The organism is Bacillus inaquosorum (genome assembly GCF_023238325.1).
Taxonomy (GTDB): Bacteria; Bacillota; Bacilli; order Bacillales; family Bacillaceae; genus Bacillus; species Bacillus inaquosorum.
On record NZ_CP096592.1, the window covers coordinates 134,773 to 154,401 of the forward strand.

General features: G+C 42.6%; 36 protein-coding genes. All 36 read left to right on the forward strand.

The window, feature by feature from the left end:
- Positions 1 to 54 precede the first annotated feature (54 nt).
- The 36 genes from rpsJ to rpsI all read left to right on the forward strand — a co-directional run bounded on the left by rpsJ (position 55) and on the right by rpsI (position 19,385).
- A complete protein-coding gene (gene rpsJ / locus M1M80_RS00720) occupies positions 55 to 363 on the forward strand; it encodes a 30S ribosomal protein S10 (RefSeq protein ID WP_003156464.1) in 309 nt (102 codons plus the stop codon).
- Positions 364 to 402: 39 nt separating this feature from the next.
- Positions 403 to 1,032, forward strand: a complete 630-nt coding sequence (gene rplC / locus M1M80_RS00725) for a 50S ribosomal protein L3 (protein WP_003225791.1) — start codon at positions 403 to 405, stop codon at positions 1,030 to 1,032.
- Between the two features lie 27 nt (positions 1,033 to 1,059).
- Positions 1,060 to 1,683, forward strand: a complete 624-nt coding sequence (gene rplD / locus M1M80_RS00730; protein ID WP_003242004.1) for a 50S ribosomal protein L4 — start codon at positions 1,060 to 1,062, stop codon at positions 1,681 to 1,683.
- On the forward strand, positions 1,683 to 1,970 hold the full coding sequence (gene rplW, locus M1M80_RS00735; RefSeq protein ID WP_003225793.1) for a 50S ribosomal protein L23: 288 nt from the start codon (positions 1,683 to 1,685) through the stop codon (positions 1,968 to 1,970). Before rplD ends, rplW begins: the two co-directional genes overlap by 1 nt.
- Positions 1,971 to 2,001: 31 nt before the next feature.
- Positions 2,002 to 2,835 (forward strand): 50S ribosomal protein L2, encoded by an 834-nt coding sequence (rplB, locus tag M1M80_RS00740; RefSeq protein WP_003225795.1) that lies wholly within the window; start codon positions 2,002 to 2,004, stop codon positions 2,833 to 2,835.
- A 57-nt stretch (positions 2,836 to 2,892) separates the two neighbouring features.
- The gene (gene rpsS, locus M1M80_RS00745) at positions 2,893 to 3,171 is read left to right on the forward strand and encodes a 30S ribosomal protein S19 (protein WP_003156472.1); all 279 of its coding nucleotides are present in this window, start codon (positions 2,893 to 2,895) and stop codon (positions 3,169 to 3,171) included.
- 16 nt (positions 3,172 to 3,187) lie between these two features.
- Positions 3,188 to 3,529 carry a 50S ribosomal protein L22 gene (gene rplV, locus M1M80_RS00750; protein ID WP_003156475.1) on the forward strand — a complete coding sequence of 114 codons (342 nt, stop codon included), beginning with the start codon at positions 3,188 to 3,190 and terminating at the stop codon, positions 3,527 to 3,529.
- A 3-nt stretch (positions 3,530 to 3,532) separates the two neighbouring features.
- The gene (rpsC, locus tag M1M80_RS00755; RefSeq protein WP_003242001.1) at positions 3,533 to 4,189 is read left to right on the forward strand and encodes a 30S ribosomal protein S3; all 657 of its coding nucleotides are present in this window, start codon (positions 3,533 to 3,535) and stop codon (positions 4,187 to 4,189) included.
- Between the two features lies 1 nt (position 4,190).
- The gene (gene rplP, locus M1M80_RS00760; protein ID WP_003225801.1) at positions 4,191 to 4,625 is read left to right on the forward strand and encodes a 50S ribosomal protein L16; all 435 of its coding nucleotides are present in this window, start codon (positions 4,191 to 4,193) and stop codon (positions 4,623 to 4,625) included.
- Positions 4,615 to 4,815 carry a 50S ribosomal protein L29 gene (gene rpmC / locus M1M80_RS00765; RefSeq protein ID WP_003156482.1) on the forward strand — a complete coding sequence of 67 codons (201 nt, stop codon included), beginning with the start codon at positions 4,615 to 4,617 and terminating at the stop codon, positions 4,813 to 4,815. The genes rplP and rpmC overlap by 11 nt, the downstream gene beginning before the upstream one ends.
- A gap of 22 nt (positions 4,816 to 4,837) precedes the next feature.
- On the forward strand, positions 4,838 to 5,101 hold the full coding sequence (rpsQ, locus tag M1M80_RS00770; RefSeq protein ID WP_003225804.1) for a 30S ribosomal protein S17: 264 nt from the start codon (positions 4,838 to 4,840) through the stop codon (positions 5,099 to 5,101).
- A gap of 40 nt (positions 5,102 to 5,141) precedes the next feature.
- Positions 5,142 to 5,510: a 50S ribosomal protein L14 gene (gene rplN / locus M1M80_RS00775; protein ID WP_003225805.1), complete on the forward strand. Its 369-nt coding sequence runs from the start codon at positions 5,142 to 5,144 to the stop codon at positions 5,508 to 5,510.
- Between the two features lie 36 nt (positions 5,511 to 5,546).
- The gene (gene rplX / locus M1M80_RS00780; RefSeq protein WP_003156486.1) at positions 5,547 to 5,858 is read left to right on the forward strand and encodes a 50S ribosomal protein L24; all 312 of its coding nucleotides are present in this window, start codon (positions 5,547 to 5,549) and stop codon (positions 5,856 to 5,858) included.
- Positions 5,859 to 5,884: 26 nt separating this feature from the next.
- Positions 5,885 to 6,424, forward strand: coding sequence for a 50S ribosomal protein L5 (gene rplE / locus M1M80_RS00785; protein ID WP_003225809.1), 540 nt, complete (start codon positions 5,885 to 5,887; stop codon positions 6,422 to 6,424).
- A gap of 22 nt (positions 6,425 to 6,446) precedes the next feature.
- The gene (gene rpsN / locus M1M80_RS00790; protein WP_003156488.1) at positions 6,447 to 6,632 is read left to right on the forward strand and encodes a 30S ribosomal protein S14; all 186 of its coding nucleotides are present in this window, start codon (positions 6,447 to 6,449) and stop codon (positions 6,630 to 6,632) included.
- A gap of 31 nt (positions 6,633 to 6,663) precedes the next feature.
- Positions 6,664 to 7,062, forward strand: a complete 399-nt coding sequence (rpsH, locus tag M1M80_RS00795; RefSeq protein ID WP_003241998.1) for a 30S ribosomal protein S8 — start codon at positions 6,664 to 6,666, stop codon at positions 7,060 to 7,062.
- A 29-nt stretch (positions 7,063 to 7,091) separates the two neighbouring features.
- Positions 7,092 to 7,631: a 50S ribosomal protein L6 gene (rplF, locus tag M1M80_RS00800; RefSeq protein WP_003241996.1), complete on the forward strand. Its 540-nt coding sequence runs from the start codon at positions 7,092 to 7,094 to the stop codon at positions 7,629 to 7,631.
- A 32-nt stretch (positions 7,632 to 7,663) separates the two neighbouring features.
- Positions 7,664 to 8,026: a 50S ribosomal protein L18 gene (gene rplR, locus M1M80_RS00805; protein ID WP_060397793.1), complete on the forward strand. Its 363-nt coding sequence runs from the start codon at positions 7,664 to 7,666 to the stop codon at positions 8,024 to 8,026.
- 24 nt (positions 8,027 to 8,050) lie between these two features.
- Positions 8,051 to 8,551 (forward strand): 30S ribosomal protein S5, encoded by a 501-nt coding sequence (rpsE, locus tag M1M80_RS00810; protein WP_029316747.1) that lies wholly within the window; start codon positions 8,051 to 8,053, stop codon positions 8,549 to 8,551.
- A gap of 13 nt (positions 8,552 to 8,564) precedes the next feature.
- The gene (gene rpmD / locus M1M80_RS00815) at positions 8,565 to 8,744 is read left to right on the forward strand and encodes a 50S ribosomal protein L30 (protein WP_003156497.1); all 180 of its coding nucleotides are present in this window, start codon (positions 8,565 to 8,567) and stop codon (positions 8,742 to 8,744) included.
- A gap of 30 nt (positions 8,745 to 8,774) precedes the next feature.
- A complete protein-coding gene (rplO, locus tag M1M80_RS00820) occupies positions 8,775 to 9,215 on the forward strand; it encodes a 50S ribosomal protein L15 (protein ID WP_003225819.1) in 441 nt (146 codons plus the stop codon).
- Position 9,216: 1 nt separating this feature from the next.
- Positions 9,217 to 10,512, forward strand: a complete 1,296-nt coding sequence (gene secY / locus M1M80_RS00825) for a preprotein translocase subunit SecY (protein ID WP_019257282.1) — start codon at positions 9,217 to 9,219, stop codon at positions 10,510 to 10,512.
- Positions 10,513 to 10,566: 54 nt separating this feature from the next.
- Positions 10,567 to 11,220 (forward strand): adenylate kinase, encoded by a 654-nt coding sequence (locus tag M1M80_RS00830; protein ID WP_003241987.1) that lies wholly within the window; start codon positions 10,567 to 10,569, stop codon positions 11,218 to 11,220.
- Complete coding sequence (gene map, locus M1M80_RS00835; RefSeq protein ID WP_003225828.1) at positions 11,217 to 11,963, forward strand: type I methionyl aminopeptidase; 747 nt, start codon at positions 11,217 to 11,219, stop codon at positions 11,961 to 11,963. Before M1M80_RS00830 ends, map begins: the two co-directional genes overlap by 4 nt.
- 311 nt (positions 11,964 to 12,274) lie before the next feature.
- On the forward strand, positions 12,275 to 12,493 hold the full coding sequence (gene infA, locus M1M80_RS00840) for a translation initiation factor IF-1 (RefSeq protein WP_003156508.1): 219 nt from the start codon (positions 12,275 to 12,277) through the stop codon (positions 12,491 to 12,493).
- Between the two features lie 33 nt (positions 12,494 to 12,526).
- Complete coding sequence (gene rpmJ / locus M1M80_RS00845; RefSeq protein ID WP_003156543.1) at positions 12,527 to 12,640, forward strand: 50S ribosomal protein L36; 114 nt, start codon at positions 12,527 to 12,529, stop codon at positions 12,638 to 12,640.
- A 22-nt stretch (positions 12,641 to 12,662) separates the two neighbouring features.
- Positions 12,663 to 13,028, forward strand: a complete 366-nt coding sequence (rpsM, locus tag M1M80_RS00850; protein WP_003235095.1) for a 30S ribosomal protein S13 — start codon at positions 12,663 to 12,665, stop codon at positions 13,026 to 13,028.
- Between the two features lie 20 nt (positions 13,029 to 13,048).
- Complete coding sequence (gene rpsK, locus M1M80_RS00855) at positions 13,049 to 13,444, forward strand: 30S ribosomal protein S11 (RefSeq protein WP_009966385.1); 396 nt, start codon at positions 13,049 to 13,051, stop codon at positions 13,442 to 13,444.
- 176 nt (positions 13,445 to 13,620) lie between these two features.
- Positions 13,621 to 14,565 carry a DNA-directed RNA polymerase subunit alpha gene (locus tag M1M80_RS00860; protein WP_003225835.1) on the forward strand — a complete coding sequence of 315 codons (945 nt, stop codon included), beginning with the start codon at positions 13,621 to 13,623 and terminating at the stop codon, positions 14,563 to 14,565.
- Positions 14,566 to 14,642: 77 nt separating this feature from the next.
- Positions 14,643 to 15,005 (forward strand): 50S ribosomal protein L17, encoded by a 363-nt coding sequence (rplQ, locus tag M1M80_RS00865; protein ID WP_003225836.1) that lies wholly within the window; start codon positions 14,643 to 14,645, stop codon positions 15,003 to 15,005.
- A 130-nt stretch (positions 15,006 to 15,135) separates the two neighbouring features.
- Positions 15,136 to 15,981: an energy-coupling factor ABC transporter ATP-binding protein gene (locus M1M80_RS00870; RefSeq protein WP_060397794.1), complete on the forward strand. Its 846-nt coding sequence runs from the start codon at positions 15,136 to 15,138 to the stop codon at positions 15,979 to 15,981.
- Positions 15,957 to 16,826, forward strand: coding sequence for an energy-coupling factor ABC transporter ATP-binding protein (locus tag M1M80_RS00875; protein ID WP_003241974.1), 870 nt, complete (start codon positions 15,957 to 15,959; stop codon positions 16,824 to 16,826). Before M1M80_RS00870 ends, M1M80_RS00875 begins: the two co-directional genes overlap by 25 nt.
- Positions 16,823 to 17,620 (forward strand): energy-coupling factor transporter transmembrane component T family protein, encoded by a 798-nt coding sequence (locus M1M80_RS00880; protein WP_019257284.1) that lies wholly within the window; start codon positions 16,823 to 16,825, stop codon positions 17,618 to 17,620. Before M1M80_RS00875 ends, M1M80_RS00880 begins: the two co-directional genes overlap by 4 nt.
- Positions 17,621 to 17,629: 9 nt before the next feature.
- On the forward strand, positions 17,630 to 18,373 hold the full coding sequence (gene truA, locus M1M80_RS00885) for a tRNA pseudouridine(38-40) synthase TruA (RefSeq protein ID WP_060397795.1): 744 nt from the start codon (positions 17,630 to 17,632) through the stop codon (positions 18,371 to 18,373).
- A 161-nt stretch (positions 18,374 to 18,534) separates the two neighbouring features.
- A complete protein-coding gene (gene rplM, locus M1M80_RS00890) occupies positions 18,535 to 18,972 on the forward strand; it encodes a 50S ribosomal protein L13 (RefSeq protein WP_003241966.1) in 438 nt (145 codons plus the stop codon).
- A gap of 20 nt (positions 18,973 to 18,992) precedes the next feature.
- Positions 18,993 to 19,385, forward strand: coding sequence for a 30S ribosomal protein S9 (gene rpsI, locus M1M80_RS00895; RefSeq protein ID WP_004399691.1), 393 nt, complete (start codon positions 18,993 to 18,995; stop codon positions 19,383 to 19,385).
- Positions 19,386 to 19,629: the final 244 nt, after the last annotated feature.

A 19,629-nucleotide genomic window follows, 5' to 3' on the forward strand; every position in this document is an offset into this window, starting at 1 on the left:
GTTTTTCTCACGGAGAACTGTCTAACTTGATGTAGGCGAAAAGGAGGGAAAATAATGGCAAAACAAAAAATTCGTATTCGTTTGAAAGCATATGATCATAGAATCCTTGATCAATCTGCAGAGAAGATTGTTGAAACGGCAAAACGTTCTGGTGCTAGCGTATCTGGTCCGATCCCGTTACCGACTGAAAAATCAGTTTACACAATCCTTCGTGCGGTGCACAAATACAAAGATTCTCGTGAGCAATTTGAAATGCGTACACATAAACGTTTAATCGATATTGTGAACCCAACACCACAAACTGTTGATGCTCTCATGCGATTAGACTTACCATCTGGTGTCGATATCGAAATCAAACTTTAATTCTAAAATATAGAATGATCTTAATAGGAGGTGTGACGAATGACCAAAGGAATCTTAGGAAGAAAAATTGGTATGACGCAAGTATTCGCTGAAAATGGTGATCTTATTCCGGTAACTGTTATCGAGGCTGCTCCAAACGTTGTTCTTCAAAAGAAATCAACTGAAAACGACGGTTATGAAGCAATCCAGCTTGGTTTTGACGACAAGCGTGAAAAGCTTTCTAACAAACCTGAAAAAGGGCACGTTGCAAAAGCGGAAACTGCTCCTAAGCGCTTCGTTAAAGAATTACGCGGAGTGGAAATGGATGCGTATGAAGTTGGTCAGGAAGTCAAGGTTGAAATTTTCTCTGCTGGAGAAATCGTAGATGTAACAGGAGTATCTAAAGGTAAAGGTTTCCAAGGTGCGATCAAGCGCCACGGACAATCTCGCGGACCTATGTCTCACGGTTCACGCTACCACCGTCGTCCTGGTTCAATGGGACCTGTAGATCCTAACCGTGTATTCAAAGGTAAATTATTACCTGGACGTATGGGCGGAGAGCAAATCACTGTTCAAAACCTTGAAATCGTAAAAGTTGATGCAGAACGCAATCTTCTTTTGATCAAAGGTAACGTACCTGGTGCGAAGAAATCTTTAATCACTGTTAAAAGTGCTGTTAAATCTAAATAACTCTCTTAGGAAAGGAGGAAATTGATCATGCCAAAAGTAGCATTATACAACCAAAACGGTTCTACTGCTGGTGACATCGAATTAAACGCTTCTGTATTTGGTATCGAACCAAATGAGAGTGTTGTATTCGACGCTATTCTTATGCAAAGAGCTTCCTTACGTCAAGGATCTCATAAAGTAAAAAATCGTTCTGAAGTACGCGGCGGAGGTCGTAAACCATGGCGTCAAAAAGGTACTGGACGTGCCCGTCAAGGTTCTATCCGTTCACCGCAATGGCGCGGAGGTGGTGTCGTATTCGGCCCAACACCACGCAGCTATTCTTATAAATTACCTAAAAAAGTTCGCCGCTTGGCAATCAAATCAGTATTGTCTTCTAAAGTGAACGACAACAACATCATCGTTCTTGAAGATCTTACTCTTGATACGGCTAAAACAAAAGAAATGGCAGCTATCCTTAAAGGGTTATCTGTTGAGAAAAAAGCTTTAATCGTAACTGCGGATGCTAACGAAGCAGTGGCTTTATCTGCTCGCAACATTCCTGGAGTTACTGTAGTTGAAGCTAACGGAATCAACGTTTTAGACGTTGTCAACCACGAGAAGCTTCTGATTACAAAAGCAGCGGTTGAAAAAGTAGAGGAGGTGCTTGCATAATGAAAGATCCTCGTGATGTTCTAAAGCGCCCCGTCATTACTGAACGTTCTGCTGATTTAATGGCTGAAAAGAAATATACTTTTGAAGTTGATGTAAGAGCTAACAAAACAGAAGTGAAAGACGCGGTTGAAAGCATCTTTGGTGTGAAAGTTGACAAAGTCAACATCATGAACTACAAAGGTAAATCAAAACGTGTCGGACGCTACACTGGTATGACTAGCCGTCGCAGAAAAGCGATCGTAAAACTTACTGCAGACAGCAAAGAAATCGAAATTTTTGAAGCTTAATTATCTGTAAAAAGAAGGAGGGAAATTCAAAATGGCGATTAAAAAGTATAAACCGACCTCTAATGGACGTCGTGGCATGACAACTTCAGATTTTGCTGAAATCACGACTGACAAGCCGGAAAAATCCTTGCTTGCTCCCCTTCACAAAAAAGGCGGACGTAACAACCAAGGTAAATTGACTGTACGTCACCAAGGTGGCGGACATAAACGCCAATACCGTGTTATCGACTTCAAACGCGATAAAGATGGTATACCTGGACGCGTTGCTACAGTTGAATACGATCCAAACCGTTCAGCTAACATCGCTCTAATCAACTATGCAGACGGAGAAAAACGTTACATTCTTGCTCCTAAAGGAATTCAAGTGGGTACTGAAATCATGTCAGGTCCTGAAGCTGACATTAAAGTAGGTAATGCACTTCCACTTATCAACATCCCTGTTGGTACAGTTGTGCATAACATTGAATTAAAACCTGGTAAAGGCGGACAGCTCGTACGTTCAGCTGGTACATCTGCTCAGGTTCTTGGTAAAGAAGGTAAATACGTTCTTGTACGCCTTAACTCTGGAGAAGTTCGCATGATTCTTTCTGCTTGCCGTGCTTCTATCGGTCAAGTAGGTAACGAACAGCACGAACTTATCAACATTGGTAAAGCTGGACGTTCTCGCTGGAAAGGCATCCGTCCTACAGTTCGTGGTTCTGTAATGAACCCTAACGATCACCCACACGGTGGTGGTGAAGGACGTGCGCCAATCGGACGTAAATCACCAATGTCTCCATGGGGCAAACCGACTCTTGGATTCAAGACTCGTAAGAAAAAGAACAAATCCGATAAATTTATCGTACGTCGTCGTAAAAATAAATAACGGGGTTGTCTACGGTTCACTTCGGACCGTAGTGCAATCACGAAGGGAGGTTCCAAAATGGCTCGCAGCTTGAAAAAAGGACCATTTGTCGATGGACACTTGATGACAAAAATCGAGAAATTAAATGAAACAGACAAGAAACAAGTCGTAAAAACTTGGTCTCGTCGTTCTACTATTTTCCCACAGTTTATTGGTCACACAATCGCAGTCTATGACGGACGTAAACACGTGCCTGTATTCATCTCTGAAGATATGGTAGGGCACAAGTTGGGTGAATTCGCTCCAACTCGTACGTACAAAGGTCATGCTAGTGATGACAAAAAAACAAGACGCTAAGAGAGGAGGCTTTTAAATGCAAGCTAAAGCTGTTGCAAGAACAGTCCGTATTGCTCCTCGTAAAGCACGTCTAGTAATGGACCTGATTCGAGGCAAGCAAGTAGGTGAGGCAGTATCAATCTTGAACCTTACACCAAGAGCTGCTTCTCCAATTATCGAGAAAGTATTAAAATCCGCTATTGCAAATGCTGAGCATAACTATGAAATGGACGCTAACAACCTGGTTATTTCTCAAGCATTCGTTGACGAAGGCCCTACGTTAAAAAGATTCCGCCCACGTGCTATGGGACGTGCGAGCCAAATCAACAAACGTACGAGCCACATTACAATCGTTGTATCAGAAAAGAAGGAGGGATAAGTAGTGGGTCAAAAGGTAAATCCAGTCGGTCTTCGTATCGGAGTCATTCGTGATTGGGAATCTAAGTGGTACGCTGGTAAAGATTACGCTGACTTCCTGCACGAAGATTTAAAAATTCGTGAATACATTAGCAAACGCCTTTCTGACGCTTCTGTTTCTAAAGTAGAAATCGAGCGTGCAGCAAACCGCGTTAACATTACGATCCACACAGCTAAGCCTGGTATGGTTATCGGTAAAGGCGGTTCTGAAGTTGAAGCACTTCGCAAAGCCCTTAACAGCCTTACTGGCAAGCGTGTACACATTAACATTCTTGAAATCAAAAGAGCAGATCTTGATGCACAGCTAGTTGCTGACAACATCGCTCGTCAATTAGAAAACCGTGTTTCTTTCCGCCGTGCACAGAAACAACAAATCCAACGTACTATGCGCGCTGGAGCACAAGGTGTGAAAACAATGGTTTCTGGTCGTCTTGGCGGTGCAGATATCGCTCGTTCTGAATACTACAGTGAAGGAACTGTTCCATTGCACACATTACGTGCGGACATTGACTATGCAACATCAGAAGCTGATACTACTTACGGTAAGCTTGGTGTAAAAGTCTGGATCTATCGTGGAGAGGTTCTTCCTACTAAGAAGAAAACTGAGGAAGGAGGAAAATAATATGTTATTACCAAAACGCGTTAAATATCGCAGAGAGCATCGCGGAAAAATGCGTGGCCGTGCGAAAGGCGGTACTGAAGTACATTTCGGTGAGTTCGGTATCCAAGCTCTTGAAGCTTCTTGGATCACTAACCGTCAAATCGAAGCTGCACGTATTGCGATGACTCGTTACATGAAACGTGGCGGTAAAGTTTGGATCAAAATTTTCCCTTCTAAACCTTACACTGCTAAACCACTTGAGGTACGTATGGGATCCGGTAAAGGGGCTCCAGAAGGTTGGGTAGCTGTTGTAAAACCGGGCAAAGTTTTATTTGAAATTTCTGGTGTGTCTGAAGAGGTTGCTCGTGAAGCGCTTCGTCTTGCATCTCACAAATTGCCAATTAAAACGAAGTTCGTAAAACGTGAAGAAATTGGTGGTGAATCAAATGAAAGCTAATGAAATTCGTGACCTTACCACTGCTGAAATTGAACAAAAAGTAAAGTCTCTTAAAGAAGAACTTTTCAATCTTCGCTTTCAATTAGCGACAGGACAACTTGAAAATACTGCTCGCATTCGTGAAGTGCGCAAAGCTATCGCGCGCATGAAAACTGTGATTCGTGAAAGAGAAATTGCTGCTAATAAATAATCACTGAGGGGAGGTCGTGAGCATGAGCGAACGTAACCAACGCAAAGTTTACCAAGGCCGTGTTGTTTCTGACAAAATGGATAAAACCATCACTGTTGTTGTTGAAACATACAAAAAACATACACTTTACGGTAAACGCGTAAAATACTCAAAAAAATTCAAAGCACATGATGAAAATAATCAAGCTAAAATCGGTGACATCGTAAAGATCATGGAAACTCGTCCATTGTCTGCAACTAAGCGTTTCCGTCTAGTTGAAGTTGTCGAAGAAGCTGTTATTATCTAATAAAGTTCGGAATTCTTTTTCCGAAGGGAGGTAACAAATAATGATTCAACAAGAGACTCGTTTAAAAGTAGCTGACAACTCTGGCGCACGTGAAGTACTTACTATTAAAGTTCTTGGTGGTTCTGGACGTAAAACAGCTAACATTGGTGATGTAATTGTTTGCACGGTTAAACAAGCAACACCAGGAGGCGTTGTCAAAAAAGGTGAAGTCGTAAAAGCTGTTATCGTTCGCACGAAAAGCGGAGCGCGCAGAAGTGACGGTTCATACATCAGCTTCGATGAGAATGCATGTGTTATCATCCGTGACGACAAGAGCCCACGCGGAACTCGTATCTTCGGACCAGTTGCTCGTGAATTGCGTGAAAACAACTTTATGAAAATTGTTTCTCTAGCTCCAGAAGTTATCTAATGAAATAAATGCCTTACTCAAGGAGGTGCGATCAGGATGCATGTAAAAAAAGGCGATAAAGTTATGGTTATCTCTGGTAAAGATAAAGGCAAACAAGGAACAATCCTTGCTGCTTTCCCTAAAAAGGACCGCGTTTTAGTTGAAGGTGTTAACATGGTAAAGAAACACTCTAAACCAACTCAAGCTAACCCTCAAGGCGGTATTTCTAATCAAGAGGCGCCAATTCATGTATCAAACGTTATGCCGCTCGATCCTAAAACAGGTGAAGTGACTCGCGTAGGATACAAAGTGGAAGATGGCAAAAAAGTTCGTGTTGCAAAAAAATCTGGGCAAGTTCTAGATAAATAGTATTAAAAGGAAGGGAGGTCTATCTCATGAACCGCCTTAAAGAAAAGTACAATAAAGAAATTGCACCTGCTTTAATGACTAAGTTCAACTATGATTCAGTCATGCAAGTGCCTAAAATCGAAAAAATCGTAATCAACATGGGTGTTGGTGACGCTGTTCAAAACGCGAAAGCAATCGACAGTGCTGTTGAAGAATTAACGTTTATCGCAGGTCAAAAACCTGTCGTTACTCGTGCGAAGAAATCAATTGCTGGATTCCGTCTTCGTGAGGGAATGCCTATCGGTGCGAAAGTAACTCTTCGCGGAGAGCGCATGTATGATTTCCTTGATAAACTTATTTCTGTATCTTTACCGCGTGTACGTGACTTCCGCGGGGTTTCTAAAAAATCTTTCGACGGTCGCGGTAACTACACACTTGGTATCAAAGAACAGTTAATCTTCCCTGAAATTGACTACGATAAAGTAACAAAGGTTCGCGGAATGGACATCGTTATCGTAACAACTGCTAATACTGACGAAGAAGCTCGTGAGCTATTAACTCAAGTAGGTATGCCGTTCCAGAAATAATCAATGAAAGGGAGGCGAAATCGTGGCTAAAAAGTCTATGATTGCGAAACAACAACGTACACCAAAGTTTAAAGTACAAGAGTACACACGCTGTGAACGCTGCGGACGTCCGCATTCAGTCATTCGTAAATTTAAACTTTGCCGTATTTGTTTCCGTGAGCTTGCATATAAAGGACAAATTCCTGGCGTGAAAAAAGCCAGCTGGTAATCCCCAAGAAAGGGAAGGAGGTAATTATATAATGGTTATGACAGATCCAATTGCAGATATGCTAACTCGTATTCGCAATGCAAACATGGTACGTCATGAGAAGCTTGAAATTCCTGCTTCTAAATTGAAAAGAGAAATTGCTGAAATTTTAAAGCGTGAAGGTTTCATTCGTGACGTTGAGTTCGTAGAAGACAGCAAACAAGGTATCATCCGCGTTTTCTTGAAATACGGACAAAACAACGAGCGCGTTATCACTGGTCTTAAAAGAATCAGCAAACCTGGTTTGCGTGTTTATGCTAAATCAAATGAAGTACCTCGCGTACTTAACGGTCTTGGAATCGCGATTATTTCTACATCACAAGGTGTTTTAACGGACAAAGAAGCCCGTGCAAAACAAGCTGGTGGAGAAGTTCTAGCATACGTTTGGTAAGAAGTTTAACATGAATGGAGGTGTTTGGTATGTCTCGTGTAGGTAAGAAGTTACTTGAGATTCCTTCTGATGTTACAGTAACGTTAAACGATAACAACACTGTAGCTGTGAAAGGACCAAAAGGAGAATTAACTCGTACGTTTCACCCTGATATGGAAATTAAAGTAGAGGACAATGTGCTTACAGTCACTCGTCCTTCTGATCAAAAAGAGCACCGTGCACTGCATGGTACAACTCGCAGTCTGCTTGGCAACATGGTTGAAGGTGTATCTAAAGGATTTGAAAGAGGTTTGGAATTAGTCGGTGTCGGTTACCGTGCGTCTAAATCCGGAAATAAACTTGTTTTAAACGTTGGATACTCTCACCCTGTTGAGATCGTTCCTGAAGAAGGCATCGAAATCGAAGTTCCTTCTCAAACTAAAGTAGTTGTAAAAGGTACAGACAAAGAACGTGTAGGAGCTATTGCTGCTAACATCCGCGCTGTACGTTCTCCAGAGCCTTACAAAGGTAAAGGAATCCGCTACGAAGGTGAAGTTGTTCGCCGCAAAGAAGGTAAATCTGCTAAGTAAGATCGCTTAAAGTGAAGAAAGGAGTGACCTAGATGATTACGAAAACTAGCAAAAATGCTGCTCGTCTTAAAAGACACGCTCGTGTTCGCGCTAAACTTTCCGGTACTGCTGAAAGACCGCGTCTGAACGTTTTCCGTTCTAACAAGCACATTTACGCTCAAATCATCGATGATGTAAATGGTGTTACACTTGCTAGTGCATCTACTCTCGATAAAGACTTGAACGTTGAAAGCACTGGAGATACTTCTGCTGCTACTAAAGTTGGAGAATTAGTTGCAAAACGCGCTGCTGAAAAAGGCGTTTCTGAAGTAGTATTTGACCGTGGCGGATACTTATACCATGGACGTGTAAAAGCTTTGGCTGATGCCGCTCGTGAAGCTGGACTTAAATTTTAATAAAAGAAGGAGGGACACATGATTATGCGTCGTATTGACCCAAGCAAATTAGAGTTAGAAGAACGCTTAGTTACGGTTAACCGCGTAGCGAAAGTTGTTAAAGGTGGTCGTCGTTTCCGCTTCGCAGCTCTAGTCGTTGTCGGTGACAAAAACGGACACGTAGGATTCGGTACTGGTAAAGCACAAGAAGTACCAGAAGCGATCCGCAAAGCTGTTGAAGATGCGAAAAAGAATTTAATTGAAGTACCAATGGTTGGAACTACAATTCCACATGAAATCATCGGACGTTTCGGTGCAGGTAACATCTTGTTAAAACCTGCTTCTGAAGGTACTGGAGTTATCGCTGGAGGCCCTGTACGTGCGGTACTTGAGCTTGCTGGTGTATCTGACATCCTTTCTAAGTCTTTAGGTTCTAACACACCGATCAACATGATTCGTGCAACACTTCAAGGCTTAAGTGAACTTAAGCGTGCTGAAGAGGTTGCGAAGCTTCGTGGAAAATCTGTAGAAGAACTGTTAGGATAAGGAGGGAACATTAATGGCTAAATTAGAAATTACCCTCAAACGAAGTGTAATCGGTCGCCCGGAAGATCAACGCGTTACTGTTAGAACGCTTGGTTTAAAGAAAACAAACCAAACTGTTGTTCATGAAGACAACGCTGCGATCCGTGGCATGATTAATAAAGTATCTCATTTAGTTTCTGTTAAAGAACAATAAAAATAATTGATCGGATAAGGAGGTGTCCTAATGAAACTTCATGAATTAAAACCTTCAGAAGGTTCACGCAAAACGCGTAATCGCGTAGGTCGTGGTATTGGTTCTGGCAACGGTAAAACAGCTGGTAAAGGTCACAAAGGTCAAAACGCTCGTTCTGGCGGCGGTGTACGCCCAGGGTTCGAGGGGGGACAAATGCCTTTATTCCAACGTCTTCCTAAACGCGGTTTTACTAACATCAACCGCAAGGAATACGCTGTAGTCAACCTAGACAAATTGAACGGTTTTGCAGAAGGAACGGAAGTCACTCCTGAACTTCTTCTTGAGACTGGTGTTATTAGCAAACTTAATGCAGGAGTAAAGATTCTTGGCAACGGTAAATTAGAGAAAAAATTAACTGTAAAAGCCAATAAATTCTCTGCTTCTGCGAAAGAAGCTGTTGAAGCTGCTGGCGGTACAGCTGAGGTGATCTAACTTGTTTAAAACAATCTCCAACTTTATGCGTGTGAGTGATATCAGGAATAAAATCATATTCACTTTACTCATGCTTATCGTCTTTCGCATAGGTGCGTTTATTCCTGTGCCTTATGTTAACGCTGAAGCGTTACAGGCACAGTCTCAAATGGGTGTTTTTGATCTCCTTAATACATTTGGCGGCGGTGCGCTTTACCAATTCTCCATTTTCGCAATGGGAATTACTCCTTATATCACGGCTTCGATCATCATTCAGCTGCTTCAGATGGATGTTGTGCCGAAGTTTACCGAGTGGTCTAAGCAAGGTGAAGTTGGCCGCCGTAAATTAGCTCAGTTCACAAGGTACTTTACGATTGTGCTTGGTTTCATCCAAGCGTTAGGTATGTCATACGGATTCAACAATCTGGCAAACGGTATGCTGATTGAAAAATCCGGTATATCGACTTATCTCATCATTGCTTTAGTGCTCACTGGCGGAACTGCCTTTTTAATGTGGCTTGGAGAACAAATTACGTCTCATGGAGTAGGCAACGGAATATCGATCATTATCTTCGCGGGGATTGTGGCTAGTATTCCAAAAACGATTGGACAAATATATGAGACTCAATTTGTCGGCAGCAACGATCAGTTGTTTATTCATATTGTGAAAGTCGCACTTCTTGTGATTGCGATTTTAGCAGTTATTGTTGGAGTTATTTTCATTCAGCAAGCCGTACGGAAAATTGCGATTCAATATGCTAAAGGCACAGGTCGTTCACCTGCTGGCGGTGGTCAGTCTACACACCTTCCATTGAAAGTGAACCCTGCAGGGGTTATTCCTGTAATCTTTGCGGTTGCGTTTTTGATAACGCCGCGGACGATCGCGTCATTCTTTGGAACAAACGATGTGACAAAGTGGATTCAAAACTACTTTGATAATACGCATCCGGTGGGTATGGCGATATATGTTGCGTTGATTATTGCCTTTACGTACTTTTATGCTTTTGTACAGGTTAATCCTGAACAAATGGCTGATAACCTTAAAAAACAGGGTGGCTATATCCCGGGGGTTCGTCCAGGGAAAATGACTCAAGATAGAATTACGAGCATTTTGTATCGACTTACGTTTGTGGGTTCTATATTCTTAGCCGTGATTTCCATTCTTCCTATCTTTTTCATTCAATTCGCTGGATTGCCTCAAAGTGCACAAATTGGCGGAACATCTTTGTTAATTGTTGTCGGGGTAGCCTTGGAGACAATGAAACAACTAGAAAGCCAGTTGGTGAAACGAAACTACCGTGGATTTATGAAAAACTAGAGGAAATGGATTTATCCATTCCCTCTTAATAAAGAGAGGACGGGGGAAATCCGAATGAACTTAGTCTTAATGGGGCTTCCTGGTGCCGGTAAAGGCACACAGGGCGAACGAATTGTTGAGGATTATGGGATTCCTCATATCTCAACAGGAGATATGTTCCGTGCTGCTATGAAAGAAGAAACACCACTCGGACTCGAAGCAAAATCTTATATCGATAAGGGAGAGCTCGTACCTGACGAAGTCACAATCGGAATTGTAAAAGAAAGACTTGGCAAAGACGATTGTGAAAGAGGTTTTCTTCTGGACGGATTTCCGCGAACAGTCGCTCAAGCCGAAGCTCTTGAAGAAATTCTTGAGGAATACGGCAAGCCGATTGATTATGTCATTAACATTGAAGTCGACAAAGATGCTCTGATGGAGCGTCTGACTGGACGCAGAATTTGCAGTGTTTGCGGCACAACCTATCATTTAGTCTTTAATCCGCCGAAAACGCCGGGTATTTGTGATAAAGACGGAGGCGAACTCTATCAACGGGCAGATGATAATGAGGAAACCGTCTCTAAACGGCTTGAGGTAAACATGAAGCAAACTCAGCCTTTACTCGATTTCTATTCTGAGAAAGGGTATCTTGCAAACGTGAATGGCCAACAGGACATTCAAGACGTTTATGCAGATGTGAAGGATCTTCTTGGAGGATTAAAAAAATGATTATCTGTAAAACCCCACGTGAACTTGGTATCATGCGGGAAGCAGGGCGAATCGTGGCTTTAACTCATGAAGAGCTAAAAAAGCACATTAAACCAGGAATCTCGACAAAAGAATTGGATCAAATTGCCGAACGTTTTATTAAGAAGCAGGGTGCAATCCCATCTTTTAAGGGGTATAATGGGTTTCGCGGGAGCATTTGCGTATCAGTTAATGAAGAACTCGTTCACGGCATTCCTGGCAGCAGGGTGCTGAAGGACGGTGACATCATCAGTATTGATATCGGTGCTAAATTAAATGGTTATCATGGTGACTCTGCATGGACATATCCGGTAGGAAACATCAGCGATGATGACAAAAAACTTCTGGAAGTGACAGAGGAGTCTTTATATAAAGGCTTGCAGGAAGCAAAACCAGGTGAACGTTTGTCGAATATTTCCCACGCAATACAAACGTATGTCGAAAATGAGCAGTTTTCAGTTGTTAGGGAGTATGTCGGACATGGTGTTGGTCAAGACTTGCATGAGGACCCGCAAATTCCTCATTACGGTCCGCCCAACAAAGGACCACGGCTCAAACCTGGCATGGTTCTCGCTATTGAACCTATGGTGAACGCTGGCAGCCGCTACGTGAAAACATTGGCTGATAACTGGACGGTTGTAACGGTAGATGGGAAAAAGTGTGCTCATTTTGAACATACGATTGCGATTACGGAAACGGGTTTTGATATACTGACGAGAGTCTAGGTGATGAAAATAATTCTGAAGACAGATGTTTTTCCGGCTTGATAGGGCAGAAAGTTTGGATGAACATTGGCAGGACCGAATTCACCTTGCCGTTGTCATTGGGATTGTTGACCATCATCAATGTACTAACAGCAGACGGAGAAATGCGTACATTACATTCTCCTAAGAAAAAGAATATCAATCATTTAACCCTTTATGATTGCGTATCTCCGGAAGTTCAGAACAGTATAAACGAAACAGGGCGTGTGACAAACTTCTTTTGAAATTTGTCAGAAAGCAAGTTACTGATTTGAAGAAGGGAGAACACTTGAATGGCGAAAGACGATGTAATTGAAGTGGAAGGTACGATAGTCGAAACACTGCCAAACGCGATGTTCAAAGTTGAACTTGAAAATGGCCACACTGTTTTGGCTCACGTATCTGGTAAAATCCGCATGCACTTCATTCGCATTTTACCTGGAGACAAAGTTACGGTAGAATTATCTCCATATGACTTAACTCGTGGCAGGATTACGTACCGTTACAAATAAAGCACTCCGGAAACTGAAGGAGGTTGGAAACACATGAAAGTGAGACCATCAGTTAAACCAATCTGCGAAAAATGTAAAGTTATTCGCAGAAAAGGAAAAGTAATGGTGATCTGTGAAAATCCAAAGCATAAACAAAAACAAGGATAATTTATAAGGAGGTGCCCAGAGAATGGCTCGTATTGCTGGTGTAGATATCCCACGTGACAAACGTGTTGTTATTTCTTTAACATACATCTTCGGAATTGGCCGCACAACGGCTCAGCAAGTTTTAAAAGAAGCTGGAGTTTCAGAAGATACTCGTGTGCGCGATCTTACTGAAGAAGAACTTGGTAAAATCCGTGATATTATTGACAAACTGAAAGTAGAAGGTGACCTTCGCCGTGAAGTTTCTCTTAATATCAAACGTCTGATCGAAATCGGAAGCTACCGCGGAATCCGTCATCGCAGAGGATTACCTGTTCGCGGACAAAACTCTAAAAACAATGCGCGTACTCGTAAAGGTCCGCGTCGTACTGTAGCTAACAAGAAAAAATAAGTAAGGGAGGTTCTTAAACAATGGCTGCTGCTCGTAAATCTAACACGCGTAAACGTCGCGTGAAAAAGAATATTGAGTCTGGAATTGCTCATATTCGTTCAACTTTCAATAACACGATCGTTACGATCACTGACACTCATGGTAATGCTATTTCTTGGTCTAGTGCCGGAGCTTTAGGATTCAGAGGTTCTCGTAAATCTACTCCTTTTGCTGCACAAATGGCTGCAGAAACAGCTGCTAAAGGTTCAATCGAACATGGTCTTAAAACTCTAGAGGTTACTGTTAAAGGACCTGGTTCAGGCCGTGAAGCTGCAATCCGTGCACTTCAAGCTGCTGGACTAGAAGTCACTGCTATCAGAGACGTAACTCCTGTTCCTCATAACGGATGCCGTCCACCAAAACGTCGCCGCGTGTAATTTGTTTGTATAGATTTTGTGTCCCTGTCAATAATGGGTTATGATACAGTTATTTATGAAACGAATGCACCGACTCGTTGCCTGAGCACATACGGGACTAAACAATGGGGAATTTCGGATGGAATCTCATATGATTCTATTCGAGGTTTCGACGTTTTGAAGGAGGGTTTTAAGTAATGATCGAGATTGAAAAACCAAAAATCGAAACGGTTGAAATCAGCGACGATGCCAAATTTGGTAAGTTTGTCGTAGAGCCACTTGAGCGTGGATATGGTACAACTCTGGGTAACTCCTTACGTCGTATCCTCTTATCCTCACTCCCTGGTGCCGCTGTAACATCAATCCAGATAGATGGTGTACTGCACGAATTCTCGACAATTGAAGGCGTTGTGGAAGATGTTACAACGATTATCTTACACATTAAAAAGCTTGCATTGAAAATCTACTCTGATGAAGAGAAGACGCTAGAAATTGATGTACAGGGTGAAGGAACTGTAACGGCAGCTGATATTACACACGATAGTGATGTAGAGATCTTAAATCCTGATCTTCATATCGCAACTCTTGGTGAGAATGCGAGTTTCCGAGTTCGCCTTACTGCTCAAAGAGGACGTGGGTATACGCCTGCTGACGCAAACAAGAGAGACGATCAGCCAATCGGCGTAATTCCGATCGATTCTATCTATACGCCAGTTTCTCGTGTATCTTATCAGGTAGAGAACACTCGTGTAGGCCAAGTTGCAAACTATGATAAACTTACACTTGATGTTTGGACTGATGGAAGCACTGGACCGAAAGAAGCCATTGCGCTTGGTTCAAAGATTTTAACTGAACACCTTAATATATTCGTTGGTTTAACTGACGAAGCTCAGCATGCTGAAATCATGGTTGAAAAAGAAGAAGATCAAAAAGAGAAAGTTCTTGAAATGACAATTGAAGAATTGGATCTTTCTGTTCGCTCTTACAACTGCTTAAAGCGTGCGGGTATTAACACGGTTCAAGAGCTTGCGAACAAGACGGAAGAAGATATGATGAAAGTTCGTAATCTAGGACGCAAATCACTTGAAGAAGTGAAAGCGAAACTTGAAGAACTTGGACTCGGACTTCGCAAAGACGATTGACTAGTTTCCCTTGTGAACTAGGATTTTCGTGTGTTTATTATTCAGATACAGCATTTCAATAAAGGAGGGGACATCACATGTCATACAGAAAACTAGGACGTACGAGTGCACAGCGTAAAGCTATGCTTCGTGATCTTACAACTGATTTGATCATCAACGAAAGAATCGAAACAACTGAAACACGTGCGAAAGAACTTCGCTCTGTAGTTGAAAAAATGATCACGCTTGGCAAACGCGGTGATCTTCACGCTCGCCGTCAAGCTGCTGCATACATCCGCAACGAGGTTGCAAACGAAGAAAATAACCAAGATGCACTTCAAAAATTATTCTCTGACATTGCAACTCGTTACGAGGAGCGCCAAGGTGGATACACACGTATTATGAAGCTTGGTCCTCGCCGTGGTGACGGAGCACCAATGGCAATTATCGAATTGGTTTAATCACATATTTTTTGTGTATCTAAAGAAGGGCGGGACAGTTTCTAACTGGATCTATGCCCTTTTTTTAGATACTGCAACTTTTTATATAGAGAGAAAAGCAGAGCATTAGCTGAGAGGAGGCCGGTTTTCCATGAATCAAAATCAGTTGATATCGGTAGAGGATATCGTTTTTCGATATCGGAAAGACGCAGAAAGACGAGCACTAGACGGCGTCTCCCTGCAGGTGTATGAGGGTGAATGGCTTGCAATTGTAGGTCATAACGGTTCAGGGAAATCAACACTGGCTCGGGCATTGAATGGTTTAATCCTTCCTGAATCAGGCGACATAAAGGTTGCCGGGATTCAATTGACAGAGGATTCGGTTTGGGAAGTGCGTAAGAAATTAGGTATGGTCTTTCAAAATCCGGATAACCAATTTGTCGGAACAACAGTTCGCGATGATGTGGCTTTTGGTTTAGAAAACAATGGTGTACCGCGGGAAGAAATGATTGAGAGAGTAGACTGGGCAGTAAAACAGGTGAATATGCAAGATTTTCTCGATCAAGAGCCGCACCATCTCTCCGGAGGCCAAAAGCAGAGAGTTGCGATTGCGGGGGTTATTGCCGCACGTCCTGATATTATTATCTTAGATGAAGCAACATCTATGCTTGACCCGATCGGGCGAGAAGAAGTGCTTGAAACGGTAAGACATTTAAAGGAGCAGGGCATGGCGACTGTCATTTCAATCACACATGATCTGGATGAGGCAGCAAAAGCAGACAGGATCATTGTCATGAATGGCGGTAAAAAATATGCCGAAGGGCTGCCTGAAGAGATTTTTAAATTGAATAAGGAACTTGTTCAAATCGGGCTTGATTTACCCTTCTCATTCCAGCTTAGCCAGCTTTTAAGAGAAAATGGACTGGCTTTGGAAGAAAATCATTTGACCCAGGAAGGGCTGGTGAAAGAGCTATGGACATTACAATCAAAGATGTAGAGCATCGTTATCAGATGAAGACGCCGTTTGAGCGCCTTGCACTGTATGATATCAACGCATCGATTAAAGAAGGCAGCTATGTAGCCGTTATCGGGCATACAGGCTCTGGTAAGTCCACTCTTCTTCAGCACTTGAACGGTCTCTTGAAGCCGACGAAGGGACAGATATCACTAGGCAGCACTGTTATTCAGGCAGGGAAAAAGAATAAAGAGCTGAAGACCCTTCGTAAAAAAGTCGGAATCGTTTTCCAATTTCCTGAGCATCAATTATTCGAAGAAACAGTTCTAAAAGATATTTCGTTCGGACCGATGAATTTTGGTGTGAAAAAAGAGGATGCTGAACAAAGGGCAAGAGAGATGCTGAAGCTTGTAGGTTTATCAGAAGAACTTCTGGACAGATCGCCTTTTGAATTAAGTGGAGGGCAAATGCGCAGAGTTGCGATTGCCGGCGTACTTGCAATGGATCCTGAAGTGCTTGTTCTTGATGAACCGACTGCAGGATTGGACCCAAGAGGGCGAAAAGAGATTATGGACATGTTTTATGAGCTTCATCAACGGGGGAACCTGACGACGATCCTTGTGACACACAGCATGGAGGATGCAGCTGCATACGCTGATGAAATGATTGTCATGCATAAAGGCACGATCCAAGCATCAGGCAGTCCGCGTGATTTATTTTTAAAAGGTGAAGAGATGGCTGGCTGGGGGCTGGATCTTCCGGAAACGATAAAATTCCAAAGACAGCTGGAAGCTGCACTAGGTGTCAGATTTAAAGAGCCTATGCTCACAATTGAAGATGCCGCTGCTGAAATCCGTGCTCTTTTTCAGGGAGAGAAGACCTTATGATGGACAGCATGATTATCGGCAAGTATGTACCGGGCTCTTCACTTGTACATCGGCTTGACCCCAGAACAAAACTTATCACGATCTTTTTATTTGTCTGTATCGTATTCCTAGCCAATAATGTGCAGACATATGCGCTGCTTGGATTATTTACAGTAGGCGTCGTTTCATTAACAAGAGTTCCTTTCTCTTTTTTAATGAAAGGGTTAAAGCCTATCATCTGGATTGTCCTATTTACGTTCCTGCTTCACATTTTAATGACACATGAAGGGCCGGTTATCTTTCAATTAGGCGTTTTCAAAATCTACGAGGGCGGTTTGGTTCAAGGGATATTCATTTCTCTTAGATTCGTCTATCTGATTTTAATCACAACCCTATTAACGCTGACGACAACACCGATTGAGATTACTGATGGAATGGAGCAGCTGCTGAATCCATTGAAAAAAATAAAGCTTCCTGTTCACGAGCTCGCTCTTATGATGTCAATTTCTTTGCGGTTTATCCCGACCTTGATGGAGGAGACAGATAAGATCATGAAGGCTCAGATGGCGCGAGGCGTTGACTTTACAAGCGGACCTGTCAAAGACAGAGTGAAGGCTATTGTCCCGCTTCTTGTCCCTCTCTTCGTCAGTGCATTCAAACGCGCCGAAGAGCTTGCTGTGGCAATGGAAGCAAGGGGTTATCAAGGCGGAGAGGGACGTACGAAATACAGAAAGCTGGTATGGACAGGAAAAGACACTTCTGTCATTGTCAGCTTGATGATTTTGGCTGCTTTGTTATTTTTCTTAAGGACTTAGAGGTGCTGTATGAGACTGAAATGCACGATTTCTTATGACGGACATTTGTTTAATGGATATCAGGTGCAGCCGGGCAAAAGAACGGTTCAGGATGAGCTTGAGAAGGCCTTGGCTGTCCTGCATAAGTCGAAAGACAGAATTCCGGTCGTTTCGTCTGGAAGAACAGACAGCGGGGTTCACGCAGCCGGACAGGTGATTCATTTTGATACTTCGCTGTCTATCCCGGCGGAGAGATGGCCGTATGCCTTAAATGCACTGCTTCCGGACGATATCGCAGTCAAACAGGCAGAAATTGCGGATGATGGGTTCCATGCACGATTTAGCGCAGTCAAAAAAGAATATCGCTACTTTGTATACACGGAGAAACACCCGGACGTATTTAAACGGCATTACGCTTACCATTTTTCATATCACCTTAATGTGCAGAACATGAGAGAAGCGGCAAAGCATCTTATAGGGACACATGATTTTACAAGCTTTTGCGCGACTAAAACAGAAGTACAGGACAAGGTAAGAACGATTTACGAACTTGATTGGACTGAGACGGATGACGGTCTGCAAATGCGGATCACAGGCAGCGGTTTCTTATATAATATGGTCAGAATTATTGCGGGTACTTTGCTTGATGCAGGTATTGGAAAAATTTCTCCCGCTGATGTGAAATCCATGCTGGAAGCGAAGGATCGCGAAGCGGCAGGGCGCACAGCACCGGGGCATGGGCTATATTTATGGAACGTTTACTATGACAACTAAACCAGGTGTATAATATTTTCTTGACAGAGTCTGCATAAAGTTATAAGATATCATATGGTATGTATTTCAACCCCACGATAAGCCCCGGAACTTATTGTGTTGTGAAATAGAACGTAATCGAAGTTTATTGAAAATGACAGATCATTTAGGAGGGAAATTCAATGCGTACAACACCTATGGCTAACGCAAGTACTATTGAACGCAAGTGGTTAGTTGTTGATGCTGCTGGCAAGACTTTAGGTCGTCTTTCTTCAGAAGTTGCAGCTATCCTTCGCGGAAAACACAAACCAACTTACACACCACACGTTGATACTGGAGATCATGTGATCATCATCAACGCTGAAAAAATCGAGTTAACTGGTAAAAAGTTAACTGACAAAATCTACTACCGTCACACTCAACATCCAGGCGGATTAAAATCAAGAACTGCTCTTGAAATGCGTACAAACTACCCTGAGAAAATGCTTGAGCTTGCTATCAAAGGCATGCTTCCAAAAGGTTCTCTAGGTCGTCAAATGTTCAAAAAATTGAACGTATACCGTGGTTCTGAGCATCCACACGAAGCACAAAAACCTGAAGTTTACGAACTTCGCGGTTAATTAAAAAGGAGGTTACCAATTTGGCACAGGTTCAATATTACGGTACTGGCCGTCGTAAAAGCTCTGTAGCGCGTGTGCGTTTAGTTCCAGGAGAAGGTCGTATCGTCGTTAATAATCGTGAAATCAGCGAACACATCCCATCTGCAGCTCTAATCGAAGATATCAAACAACCATTAACTTTGACTGAAACAGCTGGAACTTATGATGTTTTAGTAAACGTACATGGAGGCGGCTTATCTGGTCAAGCTGGAGCAATCCGTCACGGTATCGCTCGTGCTTTGCTTGAAGCAGATCCAGAATACCGTACAACTCTTAAACGTGCAGGTCTTCTGACTCGTGACGCTCGTATGAAAGAACGTAAAAAATACGGTCTTAAAGGCGCTCGTCGTGCACCTCAGTTCTCAAAACGTTAATTTTACGTTTTCAAAGCTCTCGACCCTGTGTTGGGAGCTTTTTTATTTTCATAAAATGCCCATATGCAATTCTTGGCACACCCCCGCATTCAGTAAAAATAAATAAATGAACGCTTAATGAAGTCTAAGCAAATTGCTTGATTATAAACAGCCCTGTTGTAATAATCATGGTATCTTTCATTACCAGCTAATTTACTTGAATGATGATTGGAAAGGTGGTCAAAGTTTTTAATGGCCATGTCGC

Bases quoted from the DNA above. Each gene is read 5' to 3' on its own strand.
- rplE (WP_003225809.1), top strand. From the start codon at position 5,885: ATGAACCGCCTTAAAGAAAAGTACAATAAAGAAATTGCACCTGCTTTA.
- rplB (WP_003225795.1), top strand. From the start codon at position 2,002: ATGGCGATTAAAAAGTATAAACCGACCTCTAATGGACGTCGTGGCATG.
- rpmJ (WP_003156543.1), top strand. From the start codon at position 12,527: ATGAAAGTGAGACCATCAGTTAAACCAATCTGCGAAAAATGTAAAGTT.
- rplF (WP_003241996.1), top strand. From the start codon at position 7,092: ATGTCTCGTGTAGGTAAGAAGTTACTTGAGATTCCTTCTGATGTTACA.
- M1M80_RS00880 (WP_019257284.1), top strand. From the start codon at position 16,823: ATGATGGACAGCATGATTATCGGCAAGTATGTACCGGGCTCTTCACTT.
- rpsM (WP_003235095.1), top strand. From the start codon at position 12,663: ATGGCTCGTATTGCTGGTGTAGATATCCCACGTGACAAACGTGTTGTT.
- truA (WP_060397795.1), top strand. From the start codon at position 17,630: ATGAGACTGAAATGCACGATTTCTTATGACGGACATTTGTTTAATGGA.
- rpsJ (WP_003156464.1), top strand. From the start codon at position 55: ATGGCAAAACAAAAAATTCGTATTCGTTTGAAAGCATATGATCATAGA.
- rplD (WP_003242004.1), top strand. From the start codon at position 1,060: ATGCCAAAAGTAGCATTATACAACCAAAACGGTTCTACTGCTGGTGAC.
- rplQ (WP_003225836.1), top strand. From the start codon at position 14,643: ATGTCATACAGAAAACTAGGACGTACGAGTGCACAGCGTAAAGCTATG.
- map (WP_003225828.1), top strand. From the start codon at position 11,217: ATGATTATCTGTAAAACCCCACGTGAACTTGGTATCATGCGGGAAGCA.
- infA (WP_003156508.1), top strand. From the start codon at position 12,275: ATGGCGAAAGACGATGTAATTGAAGTGGAAGGTACGATAGTCGAAACA.
- M1M80_RS00875 (WP_003241974.1), top strand. From the start codon at position 15,957: ATGGACATTACAATCAAAGATGTAGAGCATCGTTATCAGATGAAGACG.
- rplC (WP_003225791.1), top strand. From the start codon at position 403: ATGACCAAAGGAATCTTAGGAAGAAAAATTGGTATGACGCAAGTATTC.
- rplX (WP_003156486.1), top strand. From the start codon at position 5,547: ATGCATGTAAAAAAAGGCGATAAAGTTATGGTTATCTCTGGTAAAGAT.
- M1M80_RS00860 (WP_003225835.1), top strand. From the start codon at position 13,621: ATGATCGAGATTGAAAAACCAAAAATCGAAACGGTTGAAATCAGCGAC.
- rpsH (WP_003241998.1), top strand. From the start codon at position 6,664: ATGGTTATGACAGATCCAATTGCAGATATGCTAACTCGTATTCGCAAT.
- rplO (WP_003225819.1), top strand. From the start codon at position 8,775: ATGAAACTTCATGAATTAAAACCTTCAGAAGGTTCACGCAAAACGCGT.
- rpsQ (WP_003225804.1), top strand. From the start codon at position 4,838: ATGAGCGAACGTAACCAACGCAAAGTTTACCAAGGCCGTGTTGTTTCT.
- rplW (WP_003225793.1), top strand. From the start codon at position 1,683: ATGAAAGATCCTCGTGATGTTCTAAAGCGCCCCGTCATTACTGAACGT.
- M1M80_RS00870 (WP_060397794.1), top strand. From the start codon at position 15,136: ATGAATCAAAATCAGTTGATATCGGTAGAGGATATCGTTTTTCGATAT.
- rplP (WP_003225801.1), top strand. From the start codon at position 4,191: ATGTTATTACCAAAACGCGTTAAATATCGCAGAGAGCATCGCGGAAAA.
- rpsE (WP_029316747.1), top strand. From the start codon at position 8,051: ATGCGTCGTATTGACCCAAGCAAATTAGAGTTAGAAGAACGCTTAGTT.
- rpsK (WP_009966385.1), top strand. From the start codon at position 13,049: ATGGCTGCTGCTCGTAAATCTAACACGCGTAAACGTCGCGTGAAAAAG.
- rplV (WP_003156475.1), top strand. From the start codon at position 3,188: ATGCAAGCTAAAGCTGTTGCAAGAACAGTCCGTATTGCTCCTCGTAAA.
- M1M80_RS00830 (WP_003241987.1), top strand. From the start codon at position 10,567: ATGAACTTAGTCTTAATGGGGCTTCCTGGTGCCGGTAAAGGCACACAG.
- rplN (WP_003225805.1), top strand. From the start codon at position 5,142: ATGATTCAACAAGAGACTCGTTTAAAAGTAGCTGACAACTCTGGCGCA.
- rpmD (WP_003156497.1), top strand. From the start codon at position 8,565: ATGGCTAAATTAGAAATTACCCTCAAACGAAGTGTAATCGGTCGCCCG.
- rplM (WP_003241966.1), top strand. From the start codon at position 18,535: ATGCGTACAACACCTATGGCTAACGCAAGTACTATTGAACGCAAGTGG.
- rpmC (WP_003156482.1), top strand. From the start codon at position 4,615: ATGAAAGCTAATGAAATTCGTGACCTTACCACTGCTGAAATTGAACAA.
- rplR (WP_060397793.1), top strand. From the start codon at position 7,664: ATGATTACGAAAACTAGCAAAAATGCTGCTCGTCTTAAAAGACACGCT.
- rpsS (WP_003156472.1), top strand. From the start codon at position 2,893: ATGGCTCGCAGCTTGAAAAAAGGACCATTTGTCGATGGACACTTGATG.